Genomic DNA, 21,574 nt, shown 5'->3' on the forward strand with positions numbered 1-21,574 from the left:
AATTATTTTTATGTTATTTGCAATCAATGTGAGTTAAAAGTTTATTTAGTTTCTCTAAACCTTCTATTATATCTTCCATATCTTGCAATTTTTCACTAGTCATATTTTCAAAATAACTATCAAAAATACTACTTGAAATATTCTCTTGTATATCCAATGATTTATTTGTAACTTTTACTTTTACAATTCGCTGGTCTTCTATATCTCTTATACGATTTAAAAAACCATTTTTTTCAAGTCTTTGACAGATTACTGATACATTACTATTTGTCATGTTTAAGTTTTTCCCTAAATCGCTTATTTTTTTCTCCCCATGTTCACATAACTCTGATAAAATCAAAGCTTGCACTGCGGTAATACCAAGTGGCTGATAAAACTTACTTAATAAAGTTGCAAACTTCATATTTATATCTCTAGTCAAGTCTAATAGTTCTTTCTTAAAACTCATCTCATCCATACAAACGCTCCCTACGAAAATACTTTATTTTACTAGTTATTAACTTTAGGTTTAAGTGTATCTTGTAAATAAATATTTAATACTATAATGTTTAATGTATTAAATATTATAGTATTAAATATTTATTGTCAATTACAATATTGTAACTTCAGTTGGAATTTTATTATCTTATTGATATTTAATTTTACACAATATGTTTTTAATAAAAAATCGATGTATATATTTTACACCGATTTCTCGCTTTTTAATCCCATTTAAAAGTTAAAATATAAATTCATCAATAATACAAAAGTTTAGTTCCCTATTATCATATCATGTACAAAGTCAAAACTACCTTTATCTGCACCTAATGTTATTTCCATGATGTGAACAAAAGCTTTTTTTTTTTGCAACATTTCATCTTTATTCCAACTAAACATTGATTCATCAAATATACACTCAGAAGAAGCAATTAAAAACTCTATTGTTTCTTTTGGATATTTTGTATTGAATATGCCTTCTCTTACACCTTCTTCTACTACTTCTGCTAAAATTGGTGTAAAGTTTAAAATAGTTTTAACTATCGTCTTTTGATGCATCTCTGCATTATTTGGTAAATGGAATTGCTGAATTACTTTTTCTTTATTATCTCCAACCTTAGGTCTTTGAGACATTAATATTTGAAAAAATTTTTCAAGGACTGGTATTTCTGGATTTAAAGCAATTTTTTTTGCTATATTTATATCATTGTCTATAATTCTAGTTATGATTGCATCCATTACTTCTTCTTTGGATTTAAAGTAGTAATAAAAAGTCCCCTTTGCAATTCCAACTTCATTTAAAATATCATTTACAGTAGTTTTTGAATATCCTTTAGTGCAAAAAAGCATTTCAGCTGTATCTAGTATTTCACTTTTACGTTCTTCAGGGTCTTTTACGATTCTCATCTATTTTCTCCTTCCAATAGACCGTCAGTCGGTTTAGTCTTATTATATAAAACTACTACTATAATGTCAAATTTTTAAAAATAATAAGGTATAAAGAATAATTAAGATTACCTTTATACCTTATTATTTATATATCTTTTTTAGTTAACATTTATATCCTATTAAAATTTATTATATTAAATAATTTTTTATCCAATTTCTAAACAATAACTCTGAATGTTTTTTCCATTTAACAGTTGGCTCTTCTGAAGGGTCATTATTAATATAATAATTTTGAGGTATTGATATTTCATCTCCTCTGTTTATATCCCTTTTATATTCTTTATCAAGAGTGTATTTATCATACTCGCTATGACCCATTACGAATATATCTCTTGAATTTGTAATTATATAAGGACCAGCTTCTTTAGAATGACTTACAATACTCAACTCCTTATTCTCTTTTAGAGCTTCAATATTTACAGTAGTATGTCTTGAATGTGGAGCAAAAAATTCTTTTTCAAACTCATCTACTATCTTACTGTTTTTATCTACTTTATGCTTAAATACTCCAAAACATTTTTGACTTAACGGAATTTTTTTTACATTGTAGTATTTGTAAAGACTTGCTTGAGCTGCCCAACATATATATAATGTAGATTTAGTTTTTCTTTTAGAATAATCCATAATTTCCTCTAGTTCATTCCAATAATCAACTTCTTCAAACTCCATTTGTTCAACTGGAGCTCCTGTTATTATAAAACCATCAAAGTATTCTTCTTTGGCTTCGTCAAATGTTTTATAAAACGCTTTAACATACTCATTACAACTTCTCTTGCTTTCTCTTGTTGAAATTTTAATAAATTCCACAGATACATTAAATCCTGTTTTATCTATCCTTCTTAGTAAATCTAATTCTGTATCCATCTTTATAGGCATTAGATTCAATATAGCTATCTTAGTATCTATGTTTTCTTCATATTTTAACTTCTTATTGAAATCTTCTTTGTAAATTACATCTATTCCTTCATCCAATAATTTATTAATAACAGGTAATCCTTTTGGTAGTATTAAAGCCATATCTTTTCACTTCTCTTTCTCTTAGACTATTAGAAATTTAAAGCTTGATTTAAATCAGCTATTAAATCCTCTACATTTTCTATTCCAACAGACAATCTTATTAGTGAAGGTAATACTCCAGATGCAATTAATTGTTCTTCTGTTAATTGTCTATGAGTAGTTGAAGCTGGGTGTATGACACATGTTCTTACATCTGAAACATGAGTAACCAATGATGCTATCTGTAATTTTTCCACAAACTTTTTGGCATTTTCTAGTTCTCCTTTTACTCCAAATGATAAAACTCCACTACACCCTTTTGATAAATATTTTTTGGCATTCTCATAATACTTGTTATCATCAAGTCCTGGATAATTAATCCAGTCTACATTTTCATGTTTTTCTAAAAATCTAGCTATTTTAAGTGCATTTTCACTATGTCTTTCCATTCTAAGGTGCAGTGTTTCAACATTTAAATTAGTAAGATAAGCATTGAATGGGCTTAAACAATTTCCATAATCTCTAAGTAATTGAACTCTCGCTTTAGTTGCATACGCAGCATTTCCAAATTTTTCAGTATAACTTATTCCATGGTATGTTGGGTCTGGCTCAACTAATTCTGGAAATTTTCCATTATCCCAGTTAAAGTTTCCACCATCCACTATAATCCCTCCAACACTTGAAGCATGACCATCTAAATATTTTGTAGTAGAATGAGTAACTATATTTGCTCCATACTTTAAAGGATTACAAAGTACTGGCGATGCTAATGAATTATCAACTATAAATGGAACATTAATTCTCTTGGCTACATTTGCTATTTTTTCAAAATCTATAACTTCAAGAGTTGGATTAGCAAGTGTTTCTGCAAACACAACTTTAGTATTTTCATTTGCAAGTTCTACTATCTCATCTTCACTTGAATCTAAGTCAAATGATATTAAGTCTATTCCAAATTTTTTAAGACTAGGTCCTAATAAATTAAATGTTCCTCCATATACTTTTGAAGAACAAAGTATGCTGTCCCCTGATTTACATATATTTAAAACTGCCAACATATTTGCAGATTGACCTGATGATACAGCTACAGAAGATACTCCTCCTTCTAGTAAACTTATTTTTTCTTCAAAAGCTTGAATAGTAGGATTGCTTATTCTTGAATATATATGTCCATCAACCTTTAAATCAAATAGGTCAGCAAGTTGGTCTATACTACTATATTTAAAAGTTGTACTTTGATATAAAGGTAATACTCTTGGTTCTCCATTACCTGGCTTATAATTTCCTTGCACACATATTGTTTCTTTATTATACATTTTTGTATCCCCCTTAGATTTTAGTTAAAAAAATTAAACTGTTTATCAGATGAGATTTAAAATAAATAAAGCCTGAGTATATAACTCAGGCTCTGTATAAGCGTAATTATACTCATCTCTCAGCTTTCGCCGCAGGATTTAGCACCAATGTATATAAATATATACTGGTTGCTGGGTTTCATAGGGCCAGTCCCTCCACCTCTCTGGATAAGATTTATTTAATTTTTCTATGTTTTATATCTTATATATTTTTCCTAATTTTGTCAACTATTTTTTTAAAATTTTTCTTTTAATAACTTTCCCAACCTCTACTTGAATTACAGACATTACAGCTAAAACAATTGTTATAAGCCACTCTGAACTATTTAAAATAGTTAAACTAAAAGCATTTCTAAAAACAGGTACAAACAGTATTACTGCTATTAGCAACGCAGAAGTTAAAAATGAAATTAAAAGAAATGGATTTTTACCATTATTTCTATTAAACATTGAATCTGTATTTGAACGCTGACTAAATGCTCTTAACATCTGTGAAAATGCTAATACACAAAATGCCATTGTTTGACCTACAGAATGATTTTCTATATTAAGACCAATTTTATATGCTAAAATAGTCATTATTGCCACAAATATACCTTGAGTAACCACTCTTTGTATAAGGTTTTTTTCAAATAAAGTGGTTGATTTCACTGGCTTATGCTTCATTATATTTCTACTTGGTGGGTCAACTCCAAGAGCAAGAGCTGGGAGTGTAGCAGTTGCAAGGTTTACCCACAGAATATGAACAGCAAGAAGTGGAGTATCCCAGTTTAATAATATTGCTACAAACAGCGTAAGTATCTCTGCTATATTACCAACAAGCAAAAATTGTATAACTTTTTGTATGTTCCTATATACACGCCTACCTTCTTTTATTGCATAAGCAATTGTTGTAAAGCTATCGTCCATTAAAATCATGTCAGAAGAGTCTTTTGCAACATCTGTACCACTTATACCCATGGCTATACCAATATCAGCAGACTTTAATGCAGGAGAATCGTTTACACCATCTCCAGTCATAGCTGGTACTTCTCCAATTCTCTTTAGAGATTGTATAATCCTAAGTTTATCAAATGGGGACACACGAGCAAATATTGTAGTACTTTTAACAGCTTCATCTAATTCACCATCACTCAAATTATCAAGTTCATCACCAGATATCACAGTATTTTCTTCACTCCATATTCCTAACTCATGAGCTATTGTTGTAGCAGTAACTTTATGGTCACCTGTTATCATTATGGTTCTTATACCTGCTTCTTTACAAGTACTTACTGCATCAATTACCTCAGTTCTTGGTGGGTCAATCATACCAACCATACCTATAAATGTCAAATCGTATTCTATGTTTTTATTATCTTCTTTTGGTATAGATGAAATCTCACGCTTAGCAAAACCAAGTACGCGTAATGCATCTTTAGACATTGTAAGACATAATTCGTGTATATTCTTTTTATCCAATTCGGTAATGTTTCTTTCACCTTTTGAAGTTAATATTTTAGTACATAGGTCAAGAATTTCGTCTACTGCTCCTTTAGTATAAGCAATAATCTTTTCATCTATATTATGAACAGTTGTCATACATTTTCTATTGGAATCAAAAGGCTGTTCAAATAAACGTGGATATTTCTCTTCAAGAGCATCTTGGTCTATTCCAAATTTGTTGGCCATAAAAATTAATGCGCCTTCTGTTGGGTCACCTAATATTTCATCTGTTTTGTCTGGATTAATACATGCATCATTACAAAGTGCACCAGCATAAACAGTCTCTTTATATACTAGTGGATGTTTTTCAGATGCAGTATCTATTGATGTTACTTTTCCAGATTCAAAATCTCCATTTACAGCAATATGTGTAACAGTCATTTTATTTAAGGTTAATGTACCAGTTTTATCGCAACATATTACTGTAGCTCCTCCTAATGTTTCAACAGCAGGTAATTTTCTAATTAAAGCATTTCTTTTAGCCATACGTTGTACGCCTAAAGCCATTACAATAGTAGCTGTTGCAGGTAATCCCTCTGGAATAATTGATATGGCAAGGGAAATTGCAATCATAAACATTGGCAAGAGAGGTCTCTGATAAAATGCACCTATTGCAAATATAACAACGCATACAATAATACCTATGACACTTAATGTCTTTCCAACAGTATTAAGTTTACGTTTTATAGGAGTGTCAAAATCATCTTGTGAATCTAAAAGATGTGCTATGTTACCCACTTCTGTATCCATACCAGTTGCAACTACAACACCTACACCTCTACCATATGTGACGATTGAGGATGTATAAGCCATATTGCTACGGTCTCCTAGTACACATTCTTTAGGTAAGATTGTATCTGCATCTTTTTCTGATGGAACAGATTCTCCTGTTAAAGAAGCCTCTTGAATTTTTAAACTCGATGTTTCTATCAAACGAAGGTCTGCTGGAACCATCGCTCCATCTTCTAAAAAAACAATATCTCCTACTACAAGATTGCTTGCTGGAATAACACTTTCTTCACCATCACGCATAACACGAGCTATAGGTGAATTCATATTTTTTAATGCTTCTAATGAGCTTTCAGCCTTTTTCTCTTGAACAATTCCAATAACTGCATTTACTGTTACAATTATTAGTATTACAAAAGCTTCTGTAAATTCACCAAATATCAAAGACAATATTGCTTCTCCTATTAGTATAAGAACCATAGCATCTGTAATTTGATTCCAAAGCATTTGTAAAATTGTTCTAGGTGTTTTTTTTCTCAGTTCATTTAAACCCTTCTCTTTAAGCCGTTTTTCCGCCTCGGTATCGGTGAGCCCCTCCTCTGATGAATCTAGACTTTCTAAAATTTCATGCGTTGCTCTTGAATGCCAAGGCATCTGTTTGTGATTTTCCATTTTGGAAGACCACTCCTTTCTTTTTTTGATTTAAGAATAATTATATTTTAAAATCAAGTTCAATTCAATACACAATAAGTATATTTTACCTAAATTTAACAATGCGATTTAATGCTTAATAAAACTTCTACTCTTTTACAAATATGTATTCTCTATTGTCAGATAAATTTTCTTGATACTTATATCCTTCTAAATTAAACTTTTTCAGTTCCTCAATATCTCTTATCCTATTTTTTATAATGTACTTTACCATCACCCCTCTAGCTTTCTTTGCTTGTGTAGATTCCACTTTCAATAAACCATTTTTGTTTACTTTAAAAGTACATGTAATATATGTATCACTATCTTTAATAAATTTTTCTATGGACTTGCTGTATTCATTTGATGAAAGATTAACGATAACTGTTTTTTCTTTGATTAATTCTTTATATATACGATTTCCCCAATATTCATATAAATTCTTAAACTCACCTATCTGTAATTTCGTCTGCATTTCTAACCTATATTCATATATGCTGTCATATGGTTTTACAACCCCATACAATCCACTTATGATTCGAATACAACTATCTGCAAATTCTTCATCTTGCTTTGTAAAATTTTCTGCTTCTATATTTTTATATTGTATTCCATCATAAGTTAAGATTGCAGGGCTTCCTAATCTATCAAACTTAATGCTTTCAAATCTATTTTTATTTAATACAGCTAATTTTTCATTAATTTTCATTTTACTTTTAAAATCTTCTATGCTAAATGTCTTTATATTTTCCACTATTTCTTTTGTGTTATCTATAAAACAGGGCAAATTCAAATCTCTATCAAATACTTCTATATTTTTCATATTTTTAGCTGGTGATAACATTATAATCATAAATTCTTATTGCTCCTGTTTTTCCAAATATTCAAGAATCTCTTGTGCATTTGTATCTGGTTTTGCTTTTTCAAAAACTTTTTCAATAATTCCATTTTCATCTATGATATATGTCGCACGTACAACTCCTAATGCAGTTTTTCCATACATTTTTTTCTCTTTCCATACATCAAAGGCTTTTATAGCAACTAAATCAGGGTCAGAAAGTAAAATAAAAGGAAGTTCATGCTTTTCTGCAAATTTTTGATGTGATTTTATACTGTCTTTACTTATACCAATAACTTGTACATCTTCCTTTTTAAATCCATCATACGCATTTCTAAAAGCACAAGCTTGACGTGTACATCCTGGTGTATTATCTTTAGGATAAAAATATACTACTACTTTTTTTCCTTTAAAATCTGACATACTTACTTTATTTCCATCTTTATCTTCTAATGTAAATTCGGGTGCTTTTGTTCCTATACTCAACATAAATATCTCTCCTTTTGTTTTTATTGATAATTTTATATTACTTTTATAATGTCTATATAAATTTAAACCCTTCAACATCAAACAGACCTAAATCAGTAAGTCTTATTTGTGGAACAACAGGAAGTGCCATAAAAGAAAGCGTAATAAAAGGGTCTACATACTTTGGAACTCCCATTTTTCTTGCTATCTCCAACATATTATCAGTAGTTTCTTGTACTTCTTCAGCTGTAAGAGTACTAATTAATCCAGCTACTTGAAGACTTAGGTGTGCAATAACTTTTCCATTTGATACAATCACATAACCACCTTGTATTTCTTTTAAATAATTTATGGCAACTAGAATATCATCATCGTTATCTCCTGCAACTAGAATATTATGAGAATCATGAGCCACAGTAGTAGCTATTGCTCCGTTTTTTATACCAAATCCTTTTAGTGGAGCAATTGATATATTTCCAGTCATTCTATGTCTCTCGATAACACAAAGTTTTGAGTACTCTTCATTTGGAACAAAATATCCATCTACACTTGGTAGAGATTCATATACTTTATTTGTCAAAATTTGATAAGGTACAATTTCCATTACATAATTTTTTTCACTTGCTTTTAACTGTATTTTTTCTTTATTAATATATTTAAACTTGACCGTATTAAGCAATTTTTTATCTTTAATCTCATAATTGTAAGTAGAGAAGATTTCTTCCTTTACTAATTTACCATCTTTATAGACACTATCCACTTCCATTTTATCTAAATCACTCAATACAACAATGTCCGCCTTATATCCAGCACCTATTGCTCCAATTTTCTTTAACCCATATACTCTTGCAGAATTATAAGTTGCAATTTTTATAGCCTTGATAGGGTCCATACCCAAATCAATCGCACATTTTATATTCCATCTTATGTGACCTTGTTTTTCTATATCATCTAGATGCTTATCGTCTGTGCAAAACATAAATTCTTCAATTGGCAAGTTATACTTTAACATACCACTTACTATAGATTTTAAGTTTTTTGCTGCACTTCCTTCTCTTATTAAAATTTTTAACCCTGCTCTCAATTTTTCATATACTTCATCAAAAGTTATACATTCATGGTCATTTTCTATTCCTGCACATACATATGTCTGAAGTGATTTTCCACTTATATTAGGTGCATGTCCATCCACAACCTTATTTTTGAAAAGCTCTAGTTTATCCAAGATTTCATTTTCAGAATTTATAACATCATTGAAACACATTACCTCTCCTAAACCTAAAATTCTAGGATTATTTATGTAGCTTTTCATGTCTTTTGCACTAAATTTACCAATTCCGTTAGTTTCAAAGCTCGTTGCAGGTACAGATGAAGGCATCATAATATATACATTAAGTGGTATATCCTTTGTTGATTCTAATAAAAAATCTATTGCACTTGTTCCCTTTACATTAACCAACTCATGTGGGTCAGCTATGATAGTTGTCGTACCTGATTTTAATAATTTTTTTGATAATTCAATTGGCATTACCATTGTAGACTCAATATGCATATGTGCATCAATAAAACCAGGTGATATATATTTGCCACTACAATCAATTTCTATATTACCCTTGTAATCGCCAATACCAACAATAGTATCTCCAACTATTGCTACATCTCCTACTATTAGCTCTTCTGTAAATACATTTGTGATTGTCCCATCTTTAAGTACAATGTCAGCTTTCTCTCTTCCACTTGCCATATCACACTGTCTCTTTAAACTACCCATTTTTACAACTCCTCTTAAGTTTTTTATATCAACATACTAGTTATATTACATATTATAGTTTGATTTATTAATATATATTATATATGAGTTTTGATAAAAAGTATCACTTGAAATTTGTTCCATTATTCATTTAATTAAATAGAGAGAACATGAGGAATAATATAATTTCCCATGTTCTCATTAATATTTAAGTTATATTGAGTTTTTTCTATTTCTACATTTAATTAGCATTATTATTACAATATAAATTTATGTATTTTATTGTTTTTTCAATACTATTTTTATTTATAATTGTATTTATCCTAAAAGTACATAAACTATCATACCTACAAGTATTGCTGGTATAGTAGTAATAATCATGGCCCATAAAGAAGATTTTTTATCCATTGCCAGAAGAGGGAAAAGTGCATCCCCATCTTGAGATATAGAGTTGGCTATTACTGCCCCAAGTGGTATAGTTCCCTTTAAATAAAATGACATAAGCACAATTTGTATACCACACCCTGGAATAAGCCCAAGACCTGCACCTATAAATACACTTATTACACCTGTTGATAACACTAGTTTAACCAAGTATTCATCTCCACCTAAAATTAATATTATCAAATCGTAAATAAGATATGCAATAAAAATCCATGTAATTACAAATGATATTTCACCAACAGAATGTATCAGCATTTCTCGTAGAGAAATCTTTTTATTTTCTTCCTCTTTTTGATTAGAATTTTTAAATACCTTTTTAAAACACCACATATAAATTATTGAAAATAATATTCCAATCACTGCTATCGCTTCTTCTAATGAATGTAATTTCTCAATTATAGGAAGATTAATACCAGAATGAGCAAGTGACATAAATATAAATCCTATTAATATAATTCCTATATAAATTTTATATCCCTTTCCATGTGTTATTATAAATGCAAGTCTATTTGTATTTCCATGAGATTTAGCTAGATTGTCCAAAATTATTTCATCATGATTATGTTTTTCTTTATTTTCTTTAGAGTTGTTTTTACTTATATTGTATTTATCCGATTCTCTACGGTTTTTTAGCCCTAATTTTTCTTCTAGTTTAAAATAATCCACTAGTTGCCCAGTTATTATTCCTGTAATAGTACTAACTATAGTAACAAAAAAATACATTTTAATATTTGATGAAATAAGTACAAATGAGGCATCTCCCATACTAGCTATTAAACTTGCAATTATTGCTCCAAAACTTAATTTCCCCTTTATATATAATGGCATTATTGCCAAACTTCCCCCACAACCTGGTATAGCTCCAATTAAAGCACCCATTAAAGGTTGAAGTTTTCTGTTTTTTGATATGATATTAGTAAAATTTCCACTAGTTTTATAATTAATATATCCAAATAACAAAATAAAAAATCCAATCATAGAACCCACATGTAAAAATGCTTCTTCAGAAGCAGATATTAACATTTCCATTAATTTACCTCCTATACTAACTTTGCAATAATTATATTATATTTTATTTTCTATTGATAATCAATATCAATATTTCTTTTAAATTTCTAATATTAAAAAGTGCGCATCTTATATTATTAATTTTTGTATTAAGATACACACTTTTTGATACTAGGTTATCTATTTACCACATATAATATGAAATTAAAAGTGGATATTATGATAAGTTCTACATTATAACAACATCCACCTGTTTTTATTATCTATCAAATTTATAAATTTTCAAGGAATGTTACAACTTCTTCTATTATCCAATTAGGTGTAGATGCTCCTGCTGTAATACCTAAATTTTTATATTCTTTAATCATATTTACATCCAATTCATCCTTAGTCTCTATTGCAAAAGTTGGCACTAAATCTTCACAAACCTTTACTAACTTTTGAGTATTTGAACTATGTTTGCCTCCTATAACTATCATACAATCAACTTCTCTAGCTAATGCTTTAGCTGATTCTTGTCTTGTTTTTGTAGCTGAACAAATTGTATCATTAAATACTATTTCTTCTAGTTTATCTGATAGTTTATCAACTATACTTATATACAACTCTGGATTTATTGTAGTCTGTGCAACAAGGCAATATTTTTTTGAGTTATCAAATTCCATATTTTCCATTTGTTCTAAAGTCTTTATTATTATAGCTGAATTTTCACACCATCCATTTATACCTATAACTTCTGGATGTTTCATATCTCCAATAACTATTATTTCATAGCCTTTATTATGATACTCACTTACTACTGTATGTATTTTCTTTACAAATGGACATGTAGTATCCACAATTTTTATTTTTTTGTCCTTAGCTTCCTTATATATATTCTCAGGAACTCCATGAGACCTTATTATCATACTTTCATGATTTGGTATTGTATCAATTTCATTCACAGTCTTAAGACCTTTTTCTTCATATTTTGCCACTGCTTGTTTGTTATGAATAAGAGGACCTAAAGCATATATGCCAGAGTCATTTTTTTCAACTTCATCCCATGCCATTTTCATCGCTCTCTTTACTCCAAAACAAAAGCCAGCATTTTTTGCTATTTTTACGTTCACAAGTTTACCCCCTTATTTTGAATATTTAAAGTAATTTTGTTTTATCACTTCTAAAATCTCTTGTGATATTCTTTCATGGTCATCATTACTCAATTTTTCCTTAAAATGTTCTTCAAACGATATTGGTTCTCCAATATATACAATTACTTTACTAAAAAGTTTGTATTTAGATATTATTGATACTGGAACAACTTTAGATTTACTCTTTATTGTAAATACAGAAAGACCTGCCTTAGCCCTACCAAAAGAATCTCCTTTTATTCTAGTTCCCTCTGGAAATATGCCTAATACATAACCATCTCTAACTGACCTTAAAATAGTTTTTATTGTAGATACATCTGGCTTTTCTCTATTTATAGGCATAACATGCAATTTTTTTAATATAAATCCTAATGGCTTGACTCTAAATAATTCTTTTTTTGCAATCGCAGCTATTTCTCTATTTTCTATGGCAGCAGCCAAGAATATAGGGTCAAGATTCGATTTATGATTTGATGCTATTACTATATTACCTCTATCTGGAATATTCTCTGCACCTATAACTTCATATTTAAAAAATATTTTAGAAAAACCTTTAAAAATATTTATTGCAAATCTATAAAAATTCACTTTTATCTCCCTTCAACACTACATTATATTTTCATTATGATACTTAGACTAAAGATTTATTTTAGATATAACTTCATCTACAACATCTTCTATATTTTTTCCTGTAGTATCTATTTCTAGTGCATCATCAGCTTTTACTAATGGTGCAAATTCTCTATTTGAGTCAATTGCATCTCGCTTTATTATATCTTCAATTACTTCTTTTAAAGTAGTATTATATCCTTTATTACAAAGCTCTTTGTAACGTCTACTTCCTCGTTCTTCTGGAGTAGCTACTAAAAAGAATTTGTAATCTGCATTTGGGAAAACATATGAACCTATATCTCTACCATCTAATATTACTGAACTTTTTGTACCTATTTTTCGTTGAACTTCAACCATCAACTGTCTTACTTTTTTTATTTTGGCTATATTAGAAACATTGTTACTTACTTCTATTGTTCTTATTTCTTCATTTATAACTTCTTTATCCAAGTATATGCTATTGTCCTTGAAATCTATATCCGAATTTTCAGCTATTTGAATAACTTCCTTCTCATTATTGACATCAATACCACTTTTTAAACACTTATAAGTAACTGCTCTATACATAGCACCTGTATCTATATAATTTATATTTAGCTTTTTTGCTACTATCTTGGCTATTGTACTTTTTCCAGCTCCTGCTGGACCATCTACAGCTATAACTAAATTACCCATATATACACCTCTATCTATTCATATTTAATTATTAAAAGAACTATATTTATACACTAATACCTGCAAGATATCCAGTTGAAAATGCTATTTGTAAATTGTATCCACCAGTTTCTGCATCTATATCAATTACCTCACCTGTAAAAAACAAGTTTTTAATTAATTTAGATTCCATAGTAGAAGAATTAATTTCTTTAACTGAGATGCCACCAGAAGTAACCATACCAGTGTTTATACCTGTGGTTCCATTGCAAGTTAGCTTCATATTTTTTATATACTCAATAATTTTAATTTCATCTGCCTTAGACAAATCACTTGCCTTTTTATCACTCAAAGATAGTAGAGAAAGAACTTCTTTTAAGAAATTTTGAGGTAATATTTGCTTAAGATTATTTAAAACATTTTTATTGGGAAATTCTCTGATTATTCTAGAGATTTCATCAGCTTTTAGATTTGGTAAGAAATCTATACTTAATTCTACCTTTTCTTTTTCAATAATCTTATTAATATAAGAAGACATTATAAGCACACAAGGTCCTGTTATTCCAAAATGTGCAAATAACATATCCCCTGATTTTGATATTTTCCTTTTCTTAATCTTACAAGATATTTCCACATTCTTCATAGATATTCCTTGTAAATCTTTAATCCATTTTTCCTCTATTGTAAGTGGAACTAAAGCAGGATATAGTTTATTTAATGTATGTCCATGGTTTTTAAGAATCGTATACATTGAACCATCTGAACCCGTTTTTGAATAACTTACTCCTCCAGTTGATATAATAATCTTGTCTCCGAGTATCTTATCTCCATTATCTAAAATGACTCCTCTTATTAAATACTTTGACTTGTCCTTATTATAGTCATCTTTTGGAGCTATTTCTTCAGTCATAATGTCTGTAACTTTTTTATTATACATTATCTTTACATTGTGACTGAGTAAATCTTTATTTAATACTTCTATTACTTCTATAGATTTATCATTTTTTGTATATACTTTGTGGTCATTTTCTTCTTCAATCTTATATTCTAAATTTCTACTTTCAAAATATGAAATAAGATTCTTATTTGTAAACGTATAGAAACTACTGTAGAGAAATTTTTTATTATTAACGACTTTATCAAAAAAATCTTCTATATCTCTGTTGTTGGTAAAATTACATCTACCTCCACCAGTTGCCCTTAGTTTCCTTCCCAATTCTCCATTTCTCTCAATTAATATTACTTCATTATTATTTTTTGAAGCTGACAAAGCTGCCATCATTCCGGAGGCTCCTCCACCAACTACTATAACTTTACTCATAAATTTCTCCTTATAATTGCTTCTTACTCTAATGCAGAATTATTTATCTTTACATGATTTTTTATATGGCTTGTATCATTCATTTTTATTATAACAGGACCATAATCTTTAAATTCTACTATATTTAAAGCAGTATTATCCTGCTTAATTCTATATATGTTCTCCATACCTGATTCTAAAAATGACAATAACATAACTCTTAATGTAATTGAATGTGTAACAAGAATTATATTTTTATTATCATATTTTTCATTTAATTCCTTTATAAAAGTATCTACTCTTTCTTTTATAATTTTAAGAGTTTCGCCTTCTGGTATATTTACTAAGTGTGGTTCATTTCTCCATGTTAAATATATATCTGAGTAATCTTTTTGGATTTCTTTTATTAAAAGACCTTCCCAAACTCCAAATCCCATTTCCCTAAGTGCTTCAGTTTTTTGAACTTCAATATTAAGCTTATCGCCTAAAATTTGAGCTGTTTGCACTGCTCTTCCTAAGTCACTACTAAAAATATAATCAATTGAATACTTGCCAATATCTTCAGAAAGTTCTTTTGCCTGCTCTATCCCTTGAGGTGTAAGGTCAGAATTACCATGACCTTGTGTTTTTCCTAATAGATTCCAATCGGTTTGTCCATGTCTTACTATATAAAAAGTATTTCCCATATGTCCTCCTAATATATGCCTATTTTTATTAAATATAAATTATTACTTCTCAAAACTTAATTATATCATATAATACTTTACTTTGTTTCTATTTTATAACTTAATCTAACATATTATTTACAATAAAGCTCATTTATATTTCTACAAATTATTGTACCATTAAAGGATTTTTCTAAATTTATAAACTCAACTTTATTATATTATTTATAAAATTCTTCAAATCTGTACTCTTGAATTGAATTAACATACTTATCTGTATCTACTTTTTCTAAAAACATATCCAAAGGCCTTGCAAATATTCCTGTATCATCATATAAAGTCTTGTATAAAACCAAATCATTAGTGTCATCTTCTTCTTTATGATAAAAATTTCCATCTAAATCTCTATATACATAGATATCTTTTTCTCTTTCAGTATGTCTAATGACTAACTTATATTTATTTTTATTTTGCGTTAACTCTTTTTTACTGTATAGTTCACATATGCTCTCTACATTATCACTAGCTTTGCTAAGCCCCATTGTTGCATAATATTTTCCTTTAAAATGTTTATAGATACAAGGATATTTTAACTTTCTTTCACTATTACCTGAGTTATTTTTTAATTCAAGTGTTTTATTATAATCTCTCATATCTCGTCCCTTTCTTTTAAAAAGTATTTTATCTTGAAATAAGTTACTTGTTTTATATTTTATCATAATTTGAAATTTATTAATAATACAATAAATAAAGAGGCTGTATAAAATACAGCCTCTCAAGATTAATCTTCATAATCATATAATTTTTCTAATTTCTTTTTTAACTTCTTTTTTCTTTCTGAACCTAAAATTCTTATAAAATTATTATCGACAAAAATACAATTATTGCTTAGATAAAATTCACACTTATCTAGATTTACAATATAACTATTACTACATTTGAAAAAATTTTCTTTTTTCATTAATTTTCTTATACAAGAATCATTTTCTCCAACTTCGTAATTCCCATTTGCAGTATAAATCTTTGATTCATATTCCTGCTTTTCTATGTACATAATTTCTTCGATATTAATTGAAAAACGTTTATCTTCGTATTCAATATTAATAAAATTTTCCTCTTTCATTGCTATCCCTCCAAGTACTTTTATTAATTTAATTTTAGTGTTTTTTATCAATATAATCTATCGGAAATATATGTAAGACTGATTTATTTAAGATATTTAAATAAATACTTCCAATATTAGTGTATAAGTTCACTTTTTAACATTAATTTTTAAAGTTAAAAAGACTTTTTTTTATCATATTTCTATATATAATTATATGCGTCTTTAATAAAACAACTTTGATAGAAAATCATGTAAAATTATACATAAAAAAGTAATTATTAACTTTTAATTTCAATTAATTGTATTAGGATTTATCTTACTTTTCTGACTTTAATCTTAAGTATTATATGTATTAATACAAAGATTGAAATGTTAGATAATATCAATAGTAAAACTATTACTAAAAAAGCAATTCTTCTTTCAGGAGAAATTTTTACAAGATTGATAATATAATCATAAAGTATAAAAAATGAAAATAAATTTGCTATCATAGGAATAGATATGTATATCTCTTTTTTGCTTATTTTAAAATTTTTAAAAGAAATCTTATAAATATAAAGTAAAATACCTAACACTAACTTACCTAAGAATATTGCTTCATACCTATATAAGCTTCCACTAAGTAAAACATTCATATTATCCAAATTATTTACTGATACTACTAATAACATACTTAATCCATTTATACCTATTAATACTAACCAATAAAAAAACGAGATTACCAAAGATTTATATACATTAACTTTGTAATTAGACTTATAGAAAATAAAAGTTATAAGTATGCATATTAAGATTCTACTATTAGCTCCAATATTTATATAGAAAGAAGAAATAATAAGAAAAATAGAAAAAAAGAAATATATATTTAGTTTTTTTAAATTAGTCTTTGTCTGACTTGTATAATCAAAGACTTTTTTACATGCCCATATTTCTATAATAGAAGAGATAATTGTTATAAACATATCTAACATAATAATATCCTCAAAAATGATTAAATTATACTTTTTATAAAATATATCATAAAAAATACATACTAATTATATCATAAAAATACGCTTAGATTTGATGTGATTACTTAATATATTTTCAATAATTCCCTAAAATAAACTGTTGGAAATTGATGAATAAGTTATTAACAATAAAATTTAAAAATCATTCTTACTTTTAGTTAGCCTGTAATAGCAAAAACAAATTTATGTTGTAAACACTTAGAAATAATTAAGTATATTTTGATAGGTTATAAAATTATTTTAAACTTTAAAAATCTTTACTAAGGTAAGTGGTATCATTTAACTTGATACTCCCTATTCCAATTATTTTAGGTACTTTACTAATTATAACCTATTTAATATTACTTTATGAATAGTAGAGTAACTGATTAAACAATACCATTTATAGATTTTACAGCCATCTATTAATTAAATACTTAGAGTTTTGGCTTCTATAATTACTCTTCTTCTAAGTTTTTAAAATGGCTCTCAAATAAATCTAACGTATCCTTATCTATGACTTCATCATCATGTAATGCTGAAATCAAACTCTGTAAAGAATTGTCGTGTATATTACTTAAAAAATCTTTTGTTTCAACACTTAAATACTCTTTATGTCCAACCACTATTGTATAATGAGTATATCTATCTATTTTTTCCGCATCTAAAAAATGCTTTTTAACAAGTCTTGATAAAAGTGTTAATGTAGTTGTTTGTTTCCATCCATATTTTTGTTCCATAGCTTCAATAGTTTCTTTTGATGTCACTGTATCATTTTTTTCCCAAATAAACTTCATAACTTTTAATTCTGCTTGTGGTATTTTTGAAATTGTCATAACCTTACGCCCCTCTCAAACTTTTATTAAATTAATACTATCGCAATATAGTTTTTAAGTCAAAGATTTTGTCGATAATAATATTTTCCAATTTTTACCAAAAGATTAGTTCTTGATATAATTCTATAACAAAGCGCATAAGAAATATTTATTCTACATTGTAAAATTAAATATATAAATAATATCTTCACTATTAAAAACTAAAAATTTAAGCTTTTCTTTTGTTGGCTTGTATTATTAAATTCCTCCATATTGTATTTTAGAAACATAACAAAACACTTCCTTCAAATCTGTTGAAGTCTAAATTTTTACAATTTCTACTATTATACAACAGTCAAACAAGTGGTACAAGAAAGTTATAAAAACACAATTCTAGGGTTAATAAAAATAAAGAACTCATAAAAATGAATTCTTTTATCTATAAATTTGATTAGTTTTTTAAATATAATCAATATAGTACATTCAGTTGCATAACCTGTAAAAACACCTTGAAGAATCCTTAGGCCTAATAGCTGATAAACATTTTGTACAAATGCTATGGTAAATATCACTTTCCCATACCAACACTTGCACGTAAAAGCATTGATTTTCTTCCATATTTATCAGCAGCTTTCCCTTAAATTGGTGAAAAGAATGCTGCTACTACAAAAGTACATCCAAAAATTATACCTGAATACTGTTGTATTAAGCCAACATCGGTTACACCCAACTGTTTAATATATAATGGAAGTATAGGTGCTATTTGGCTCATACCTATAGAACTAAAGAACAACCCTATCCAACATACAAATAAATTTCTTTTCCATAATTCAATATAAAACTACACCCCCTACATTTTAAATTTCTTTGACAGTGCTACAATTTTATTACTTTATACTATTAATTATAAAGTTAAAAAAAGACAATTTCCATTGTCAAATATAAAAAATAAAAATTTTTTATATTCATTTATGCCTATTTCAAAAATAAATTTCAAATTAAAAAAAATTTACTTACGACAAAATCTTTCTTCATGTATAATCCTAATAGAAATAAATTTTACTTGGAGGTAAATGAATATGCCACAAAATAGAAAAGAAAGTTTAATATTTACGGTACTTATGTGTGCTTTTATGGTATTTTTTATGAGCGTTTATAATATTTCTATACATGATAAATTCTCATTAAATACCTTTAAAAATGCATGGTTGGATTTTCCAACTACATATATCATAGCTATGATTTTTGATTGGTTTATTGTTTCTAATGTTGCAAAGAAAGTAGCATTTCGTATTATAAATTCAGATACAAAACAAATTATAAAGGCTATTGTTATATCAAGTTGTATGGTCTGTGGAATGGTCATATGTATGTCTTTATTTGGAGCTATTAAATCAATTGGAAGTTCTAATACACTTATAGCTATATGGATTTTAAATATAGCCAACAATTTTATTGTTGCGTTGCCATTACAACTATTAATTGCAGGACCATTAGTCAGATTTATTTTTAGAACACTATTTCCAGAAGGTACAATTGTTGAAGTAGTAAATTCTTAAAATAAATAAGGGGCTGTCGCACTAAAAAATAGTGCTACGCCCTTTTTTGTATAAAAAAAATAAATCCCAAGTTCAAAAGAGCCTGGGATTCTTGTATAATAATTGTATGCAAAAACAAAATACTACACAAATTGATTATACTACTTATGGTGATAATTATCAATTTAAATTACCACTAAATATTGATTACATGATTCCAAAAGATGATTCTGTAAGGTTATTAAGTCAAATTATTGAGGAGATAAATTTAGAAAAATTATATAAGACTTATTCTCGAATTAGAGGAAATAGAGTAACCCCTAGACAATTTTTGAAAATTATAATATATGCAAACATGAACTGTATTTTATGCCATTATTTTTGACTTCGATAATTGGATGACCATTTCCTAAAACAAATTATCAGTAACTTTATATCAATTGTTTTGCCTTATTTATATAAAGTTTATTTTTATATTATTTTTTTAATAATAATCATAACTAAAATAGTTTCATTATATAATTTGAAAATTTTGACTATTATACAGTTTTTATCATCATCTTACCACCATCAAATATATATTCAACCATATTATTCTCATATAAATAAGTTATATAAGAACGTATTGTACTTCCAACTAATACATATTGATTAGCATCAAGCGTGACATCGTACAAATCACACATTTTTTCGATAACTTCATCAATCATAATTGGCTCACAACAAACCTTTTTAATATTATCTATTATTTCTTCCATCTTCTTCTTATTAATATCAATCAAATTTTTTATATCTGTAGTTTTTACAGAGTGACTTGGAACAAAGAAATCCGCCTCTAACATTCTCAATTTTTCTAGTGTCTTAAATTGTGAATCTATATCTAATAAGAAGAAAAAATGATATTTAGTAATTATATTCTCTGGTGTAAGACTATCTGCAACAAACAAAACATTATCTGGAGTTCTAATACCAATCATTTCAAAATAATGACCTGGAAGAGAAATCGCTTCAAGCTCTGTATCTACAATTTTGCCATTTGAAGGTATAATATAATCAACTTTACTTTCCTTTGCTAATAGAAATTTATTCTTCAGTGCTTTACTTGGATAACCACCATATAAAAATGCTGATTCTAATATTGGGTTTTCTGTAAAATATCCTTCCATTTTAGTCGTGGCAATCTTGCATTTTGTTTGATTCTTAAGATAAGCATTTCCTCCTATATGGTCTGCATTTGAATGAGTGTTTATTATTAATTTAAGATTTAAATTGTGTTCTTCTAATAGTCTTAGAACTTGTCTAGCTGTATCCTTATTGTTTCCACTGTCAATTAAAATTGCATTATTAGCATATACATATACCCCTACTATTGTAGGAAGTGGAATATAATATGTATTTCCTTTTATATGCTCTAGAGTTAACTTAGCCATTTTATAACCTCCCTTTAAATTTATTTTTAATTATAACATTAATTTTCTGAAAATTCCAATCAAATTATTTTTATAATATATTTTTATTTCTTTTATTAAAATTGGAAAAACTATATAATATATATTATAATCTATATATAAGGAG

22 protein-coding genes and 1 riboswitch are annotated in these 21,574 nt (G+C 27.5%); of the genes, 2 read left to right on the forward strand and 20 right to left on the reverse strand.

The features are described 5' to 3' along the window. Window positions 1-13: 13 nt before the first annotated feature. The 19 genes from KGF39_RS08975 to KGF39_RS20240 form a co-directional block, all read right to left on the reverse strand. A complete protein-coding gene (locus tag KGF39_RS08975) occupies window positions 14-457 on the reverse strand; it encodes a MarR family transcriptional regulator (protein WP_227822036.1) in 444 nt (147 codons plus the stop codon). A gap of 293 nt (window positions 458-750) precedes the next feature. Further along, entirely contained in the window at window positions 751-1,383 is a 633-nt protein-coding gene (locus KGF39_RS08980; RefSeq protein ID WP_227822037.1) for a TetR/AcrR family transcriptional regulator, read from the reverse strand. A 171-nt stretch (window positions 1,384-1,554) separates the two neighbouring features. Then, entirely contained in the window at window positions 1,555-2,442 is an 888-nt protein-coding gene (locus tag KGF39_RS08985; RefSeq protein ID WP_227822038.1) for a homoserine O-succinyltransferase, read from the reverse strand. Between the two features lie 29 nt (window positions 2,443-2,471). Further along, on the reverse strand, window positions 2,472-3,737 hold the full coding sequence (locus KGF39_RS08990) for an O-acetylhomoserine aminocarboxypropyltransferase/cysteine synthase family protein (RefSeq protein ID WP_227822039.1): 1,266 nt from the start codon (window positions 3,735-3,737) through the stop codon (window positions 2,472-2,474). A 109-nt stretch (window positions 3,738-3,846) separates the two neighbouring features. Beyond that, a riboswitch (SAM riboswitch) is annotated at window positions 3,847-3,951 on the reverse strand. A gap of 53 nt (window positions 3,952-4,004) precedes the next feature. Next, complete coding sequence (locus tag KGF39_RS08995; RefSeq protein WP_227822040.1) at window positions 4,005-6,662, reverse strand: cation-translocating P-type ATPase; 2,658 nt, start codon at window positions 6,660-6,662, stop codon at window positions 4,005-4,007. A gap of 127 nt (window positions 6,663-6,789) precedes the next feature. Next, window positions 6,790-7,533 carry a peroxide stress protein YaaA gene (gene yaaA / locus KGF39_RS09000; RefSeq protein ID WP_227822041.1) on the reverse strand — a complete coding sequence of 248 codons (744 nt, stop codon included), beginning with the start codon at window positions 7,531-7,533 and terminating at the stop codon, window positions 6,790-6,792. A 6-nt stretch (window positions 7,534-7,539) separates the two neighbouring features. Then, window positions 7,540-8,007 carry a thioredoxin-dependent thiol peroxidase gene (gene bcp / locus KGF39_RS09005; RefSeq protein ID WP_054273808.1) on the reverse strand — a complete coding sequence of 156 codons (468 nt, stop codon included), beginning with the start codon at window positions 8,005-8,007 and terminating at the stop codon, window positions 7,540-7,542. 52 nt (window positions 8,008-8,059) lie between these two features. Beyond that, window positions 8,060-9,757: an adenine deaminase gene (gene ade / locus KGF39_RS09010; protein ID WP_227822042.1), complete on the reverse strand. Its 1,698-nt coding sequence runs from the start codon at window positions 9,755-9,757 to the stop codon at window positions 8,060-8,062. Window positions 9,758-10,054: 297 nt separating this feature from the next. Next, complete coding sequence (locus KGF39_RS09015; RefSeq protein WP_227822043.1) at window positions 10,055-11,209, reverse strand: putative manganese transporter; 1,155 nt, start codon at window positions 11,207-11,209, stop codon at window positions 10,055-10,057. Window positions 11,210-11,460: 251 nt separating this feature from the next. Continuing rightward, entirely contained in the window at window positions 11,461-12,300 is an 840-nt protein-coding gene (locus KGF39_RS09020) for a 4-hydroxy-3-methylbut-2-enyl diphosphate reductase (protein WP_227822044.1), read from the reverse strand. Window positions 12,301-12,312: 12 nt separating this feature from the next. Continuing rightward, entirely contained in the window at window positions 12,313-12,909 is a 597-nt protein-coding gene (locus KGF39_RS09025; RefSeq protein ID WP_054273805.1) for a lysophospholipid acyltransferase family protein, read from the reverse strand. A gap of 48 nt (window positions 12,910-12,957) precedes the next feature. Further along, on the reverse strand, window positions 12,958-13,608 hold the full coding sequence (cmk, locus tag KGF39_RS09030) for a (d)CMP kinase (RefSeq protein WP_227822045.1): 651 nt from the start codon (window positions 13,606-13,608) through the stop codon (window positions 12,958-12,960). A gap of 46 nt (window positions 13,609-13,654) precedes the next feature. Further along, window positions 13,655-14,908, reverse strand: a complete 1,254-nt coding sequence (locus KGF39_RS09035; protein ID WP_227822046.1) for an NAD(P)/FAD-dependent oxidoreductase — start codon at window positions 14,906-14,908, stop codon at window positions 13,655-13,657. A 23-nt stretch (window positions 14,909-14,931) separates the two neighbouring features. Further along, window positions 14,932-15,573, reverse strand: coding sequence for a histidine phosphatase family protein (locus KGF39_RS09040; protein ID WP_227822047.1), 642 nt, complete (start codon window positions 15,571-15,573; stop codon window positions 14,932-14,934). 200 nt (window positions 15,574-15,773) lie between these two features. Continuing rightward, complete coding sequence (locus KGF39_RS09045) at window positions 15,774-16,205, reverse strand: DUF1653 domain-containing protein (protein ID WP_227822048.1); 432 nt, start codon at window positions 16,203-16,205, stop codon at window positions 15,774-15,776. A gap of 128 nt (window positions 16,206-16,333) precedes the next feature. Beyond that, entirely contained in the window at window positions 16,334-16,675 is a 342-nt protein-coding gene (locus KGF39_RS09050) for a LytTR family DNA-binding domain-containing protein (RefSeq protein WP_227822049.1), read from the reverse strand. Window positions 16,676-16,968: 293 nt separating this feature from the next. Continuing rightward, the gene (locus tag KGF39_RS09055) at window positions 16,969-17,328 is read right to left on the reverse strand and encodes a hypothetical protein (protein WP_227822050.1); all 360 of its coding nucleotides are present in this window, start codon (window positions 17,326-17,328) and stop codon (window positions 16,969-16,971) included. 776 nt (window positions 17,329-18,104) lie between these two features. Beyond that, a complete protein-coding gene (locus KGF39_RS09060) occupies window positions 18,105-18,482 on the reverse strand; it encodes a BlaI/MecI/CopY family transcriptional regulator (RefSeq protein WP_054273798.1) in 378 nt (125 codons plus the stop codon). A 616-nt stretch (window positions 18,483-19,098) separates the two neighbouring features. Beyond that, the gene (locus KGF39_RS20240; RefSeq protein WP_413927049.1) at window positions 19,099-19,233 is read right to left on the reverse strand and encodes a hypothetical protein; all 135 of its coding nucleotides are present in this window, start codon (window positions 19,231-19,233) and stop codon (window positions 19,099-19,101) included. A 307-nt stretch (window positions 19,234-19,540) separates the two neighbouring features. Between KGF39_RS20240 and KGF39_RS09070 the strand changes: the two genes are divergently transcribed. Both KGF39_RS09070 and KGF39_RS09075 read left to right on the forward strand, forming a co-directional pair. After that, a complete protein-coding gene (locus KGF39_RS09070) occupies window positions 19,541-20,020 on the forward strand; it encodes a DUF2798 domain-containing protein (RefSeq protein WP_227822051.1) in 480 nt (159 codons plus the stop codon). A gap of 106 nt (window positions 20,021-20,126) precedes the next feature. Further along, a complete protein-coding gene (locus KGF39_RS09075; protein WP_227822052.1) occupies window positions 20,127-20,384 on the forward strand; it encodes a hypothetical protein in 258 nt (85 codons plus the stop codon). Window positions 20,385-20,538: 154 nt separating this feature from the next. On the opposite strand, the gene KGF39_RS09080 is transcribed toward KGF39_RS09075, so the two are convergent. Beyond that, a complete protein-coding gene (locus KGF39_RS09080; RefSeq protein ID WP_227822053.1) occupies window positions 20,539-21,429 on the reverse strand; it encodes an MBL fold metallo-hydrolase in 891 nt (296 codons plus the stop codon). Window positions 21,430-21,574: the final 145 nt, after the last annotated feature.

It is taken from the genome of Clostridioides sp. ZZV14-6345, assembly GCF_020657775.1.
GTDB lineage: Bacteria > Bacillota > Clostridia > Peptostreptococcales > Peptostreptococcaceae > Clostridioides > Clostridioides difficile_D.

Bases quoted from the DNA above. Each gene is read 5' to 3' on its own strand.
- KGF39_RS09015 (WP_227822043.1), bottom strand. From the start codon at position 11,209: ATGGAAATGTTAATATCTGCTTCTGAAGAAGCATTTTTACATGTGGGT.
- bcp (WP_054273808.1), bottom strand. From the start codon at position 8,007: ATGTTGAGTATAGGAACAAAAGCACCCGAATTTACATTAGAAGATAAA.
- KGF39_RS08990 (WP_227822039.1), bottom strand. From the start codon at position 3,737: ATGTATAATAAAGAAACAATATGTGTGCAAGGAAATTATAAGCCAGGT.
- KGF39_RS09080 (WP_227822053.1), bottom strand. From the start codon at position 21,429: ATGGCTAAGTTAACTCTAGAGCATATAAAAGGAAATACATATTATATT.
- cmk (WP_227822045.1), bottom strand. From the start codon at position 13,608: ATGGGTAATTTAGTTATAGCTGTAGATGGTCCAGCAGGAGCTGGAAAA.
- KGF39_RS09035 (WP_227822046.1), bottom strand. From the start codon at position 14,908: ATGAGTAAAGTTATAGTAGTTGGTGGAGGAGCCTCCGGAATGATGGCA.
- ade (WP_227822042.1), bottom strand. From the start codon at position 9,757: ATGGGTAGTTTAAAGAGACAGTGTGATATGGCAAGTGGAAGAGAGAAA.
- KGF39_RS09070 (WP_227822051.1), top strand. From the start codon at position 19,541: ATGCCACAAAATAGAAAAGAAAGTTTAATATTTACGGTACTTATGTGT.
- KGF39_RS08995 (WP_227822040.1), bottom strand. From the start codon at position 6,662: ATGGAAAATCACAAACAGATGCCTTGGCATTCAAGAGCAACGCATGAA.
- KGF39_RS08975 (WP_227822036.1), bottom strand. From the start codon at position 457: ATGGATGAGATGAGTTTTAAGAAAGAACTATTAGACTTGACTAGAGAT.
- KGF39_RS09060 (WP_054273798.1), bottom strand. From the start codon at position 18,482: ATGACAATTTCAAAAATACCACAAGCAGAATTAAAAGTTATGAAGTTT.
- KGF39_RS09055 (WP_227822050.1), bottom strand. From the start codon at position 17,328: ATGTTATTAGTAGTATCAGTAAATAATTTGGATAATATGAATGTTTTA.
- KGF39_RS09045 (WP_227822048.1), bottom strand. From the start codon at position 16,205: ATGAGAGATTATAATAAAACACTTGAATTAAAAAATAACTCAGGTAAT.
- KGF39_RS09075 (WP_227822052.1), top strand. From the start codon at position 20,127: ATGCAAAAACAAAATACTACACAAATTGATTATACTACTTATGGTGAT.
- KGF39_RS20240 (WP_413927049.1), bottom strand. From the start codon at position 19,233: ATGAGCCAAATAGCACCTATACTTCCATTATATATTAAACAGTTGGGT.
- KGF39_RS09050 (WP_227822049.1), bottom strand. From the start codon at position 16,675: ATGAAAGAGGAAAATTTTATTAATATTGAATACGAAGATAAACGTTTT.
- KGF39_RS08980 (WP_227822037.1), bottom strand. From the start codon at position 1,383: ATGAGAATCGTAAAAGACCCTGAAGAACGTAAAAGTGAAATACTAGAT.
- KGF39_RS08985 (WP_227822038.1), bottom strand. From the start codon at position 2,442: ATGGCTTTAATACTACCAAAAGGATTACCTGTTATTAATAAATTATTG.
- KGF39_RS09040 (WP_227822047.1), bottom strand. From the start codon at position 15,573: ATGGGAAATACTTTTTATATAGTAAGACATGGACAAACCGATTGGAAT.
- yaaA (WP_227822041.1), bottom strand. From the start codon at position 7,533: ATGATTATAATGTTATCACCAGCTAAAAATATGAAAAATATAGAAGTA.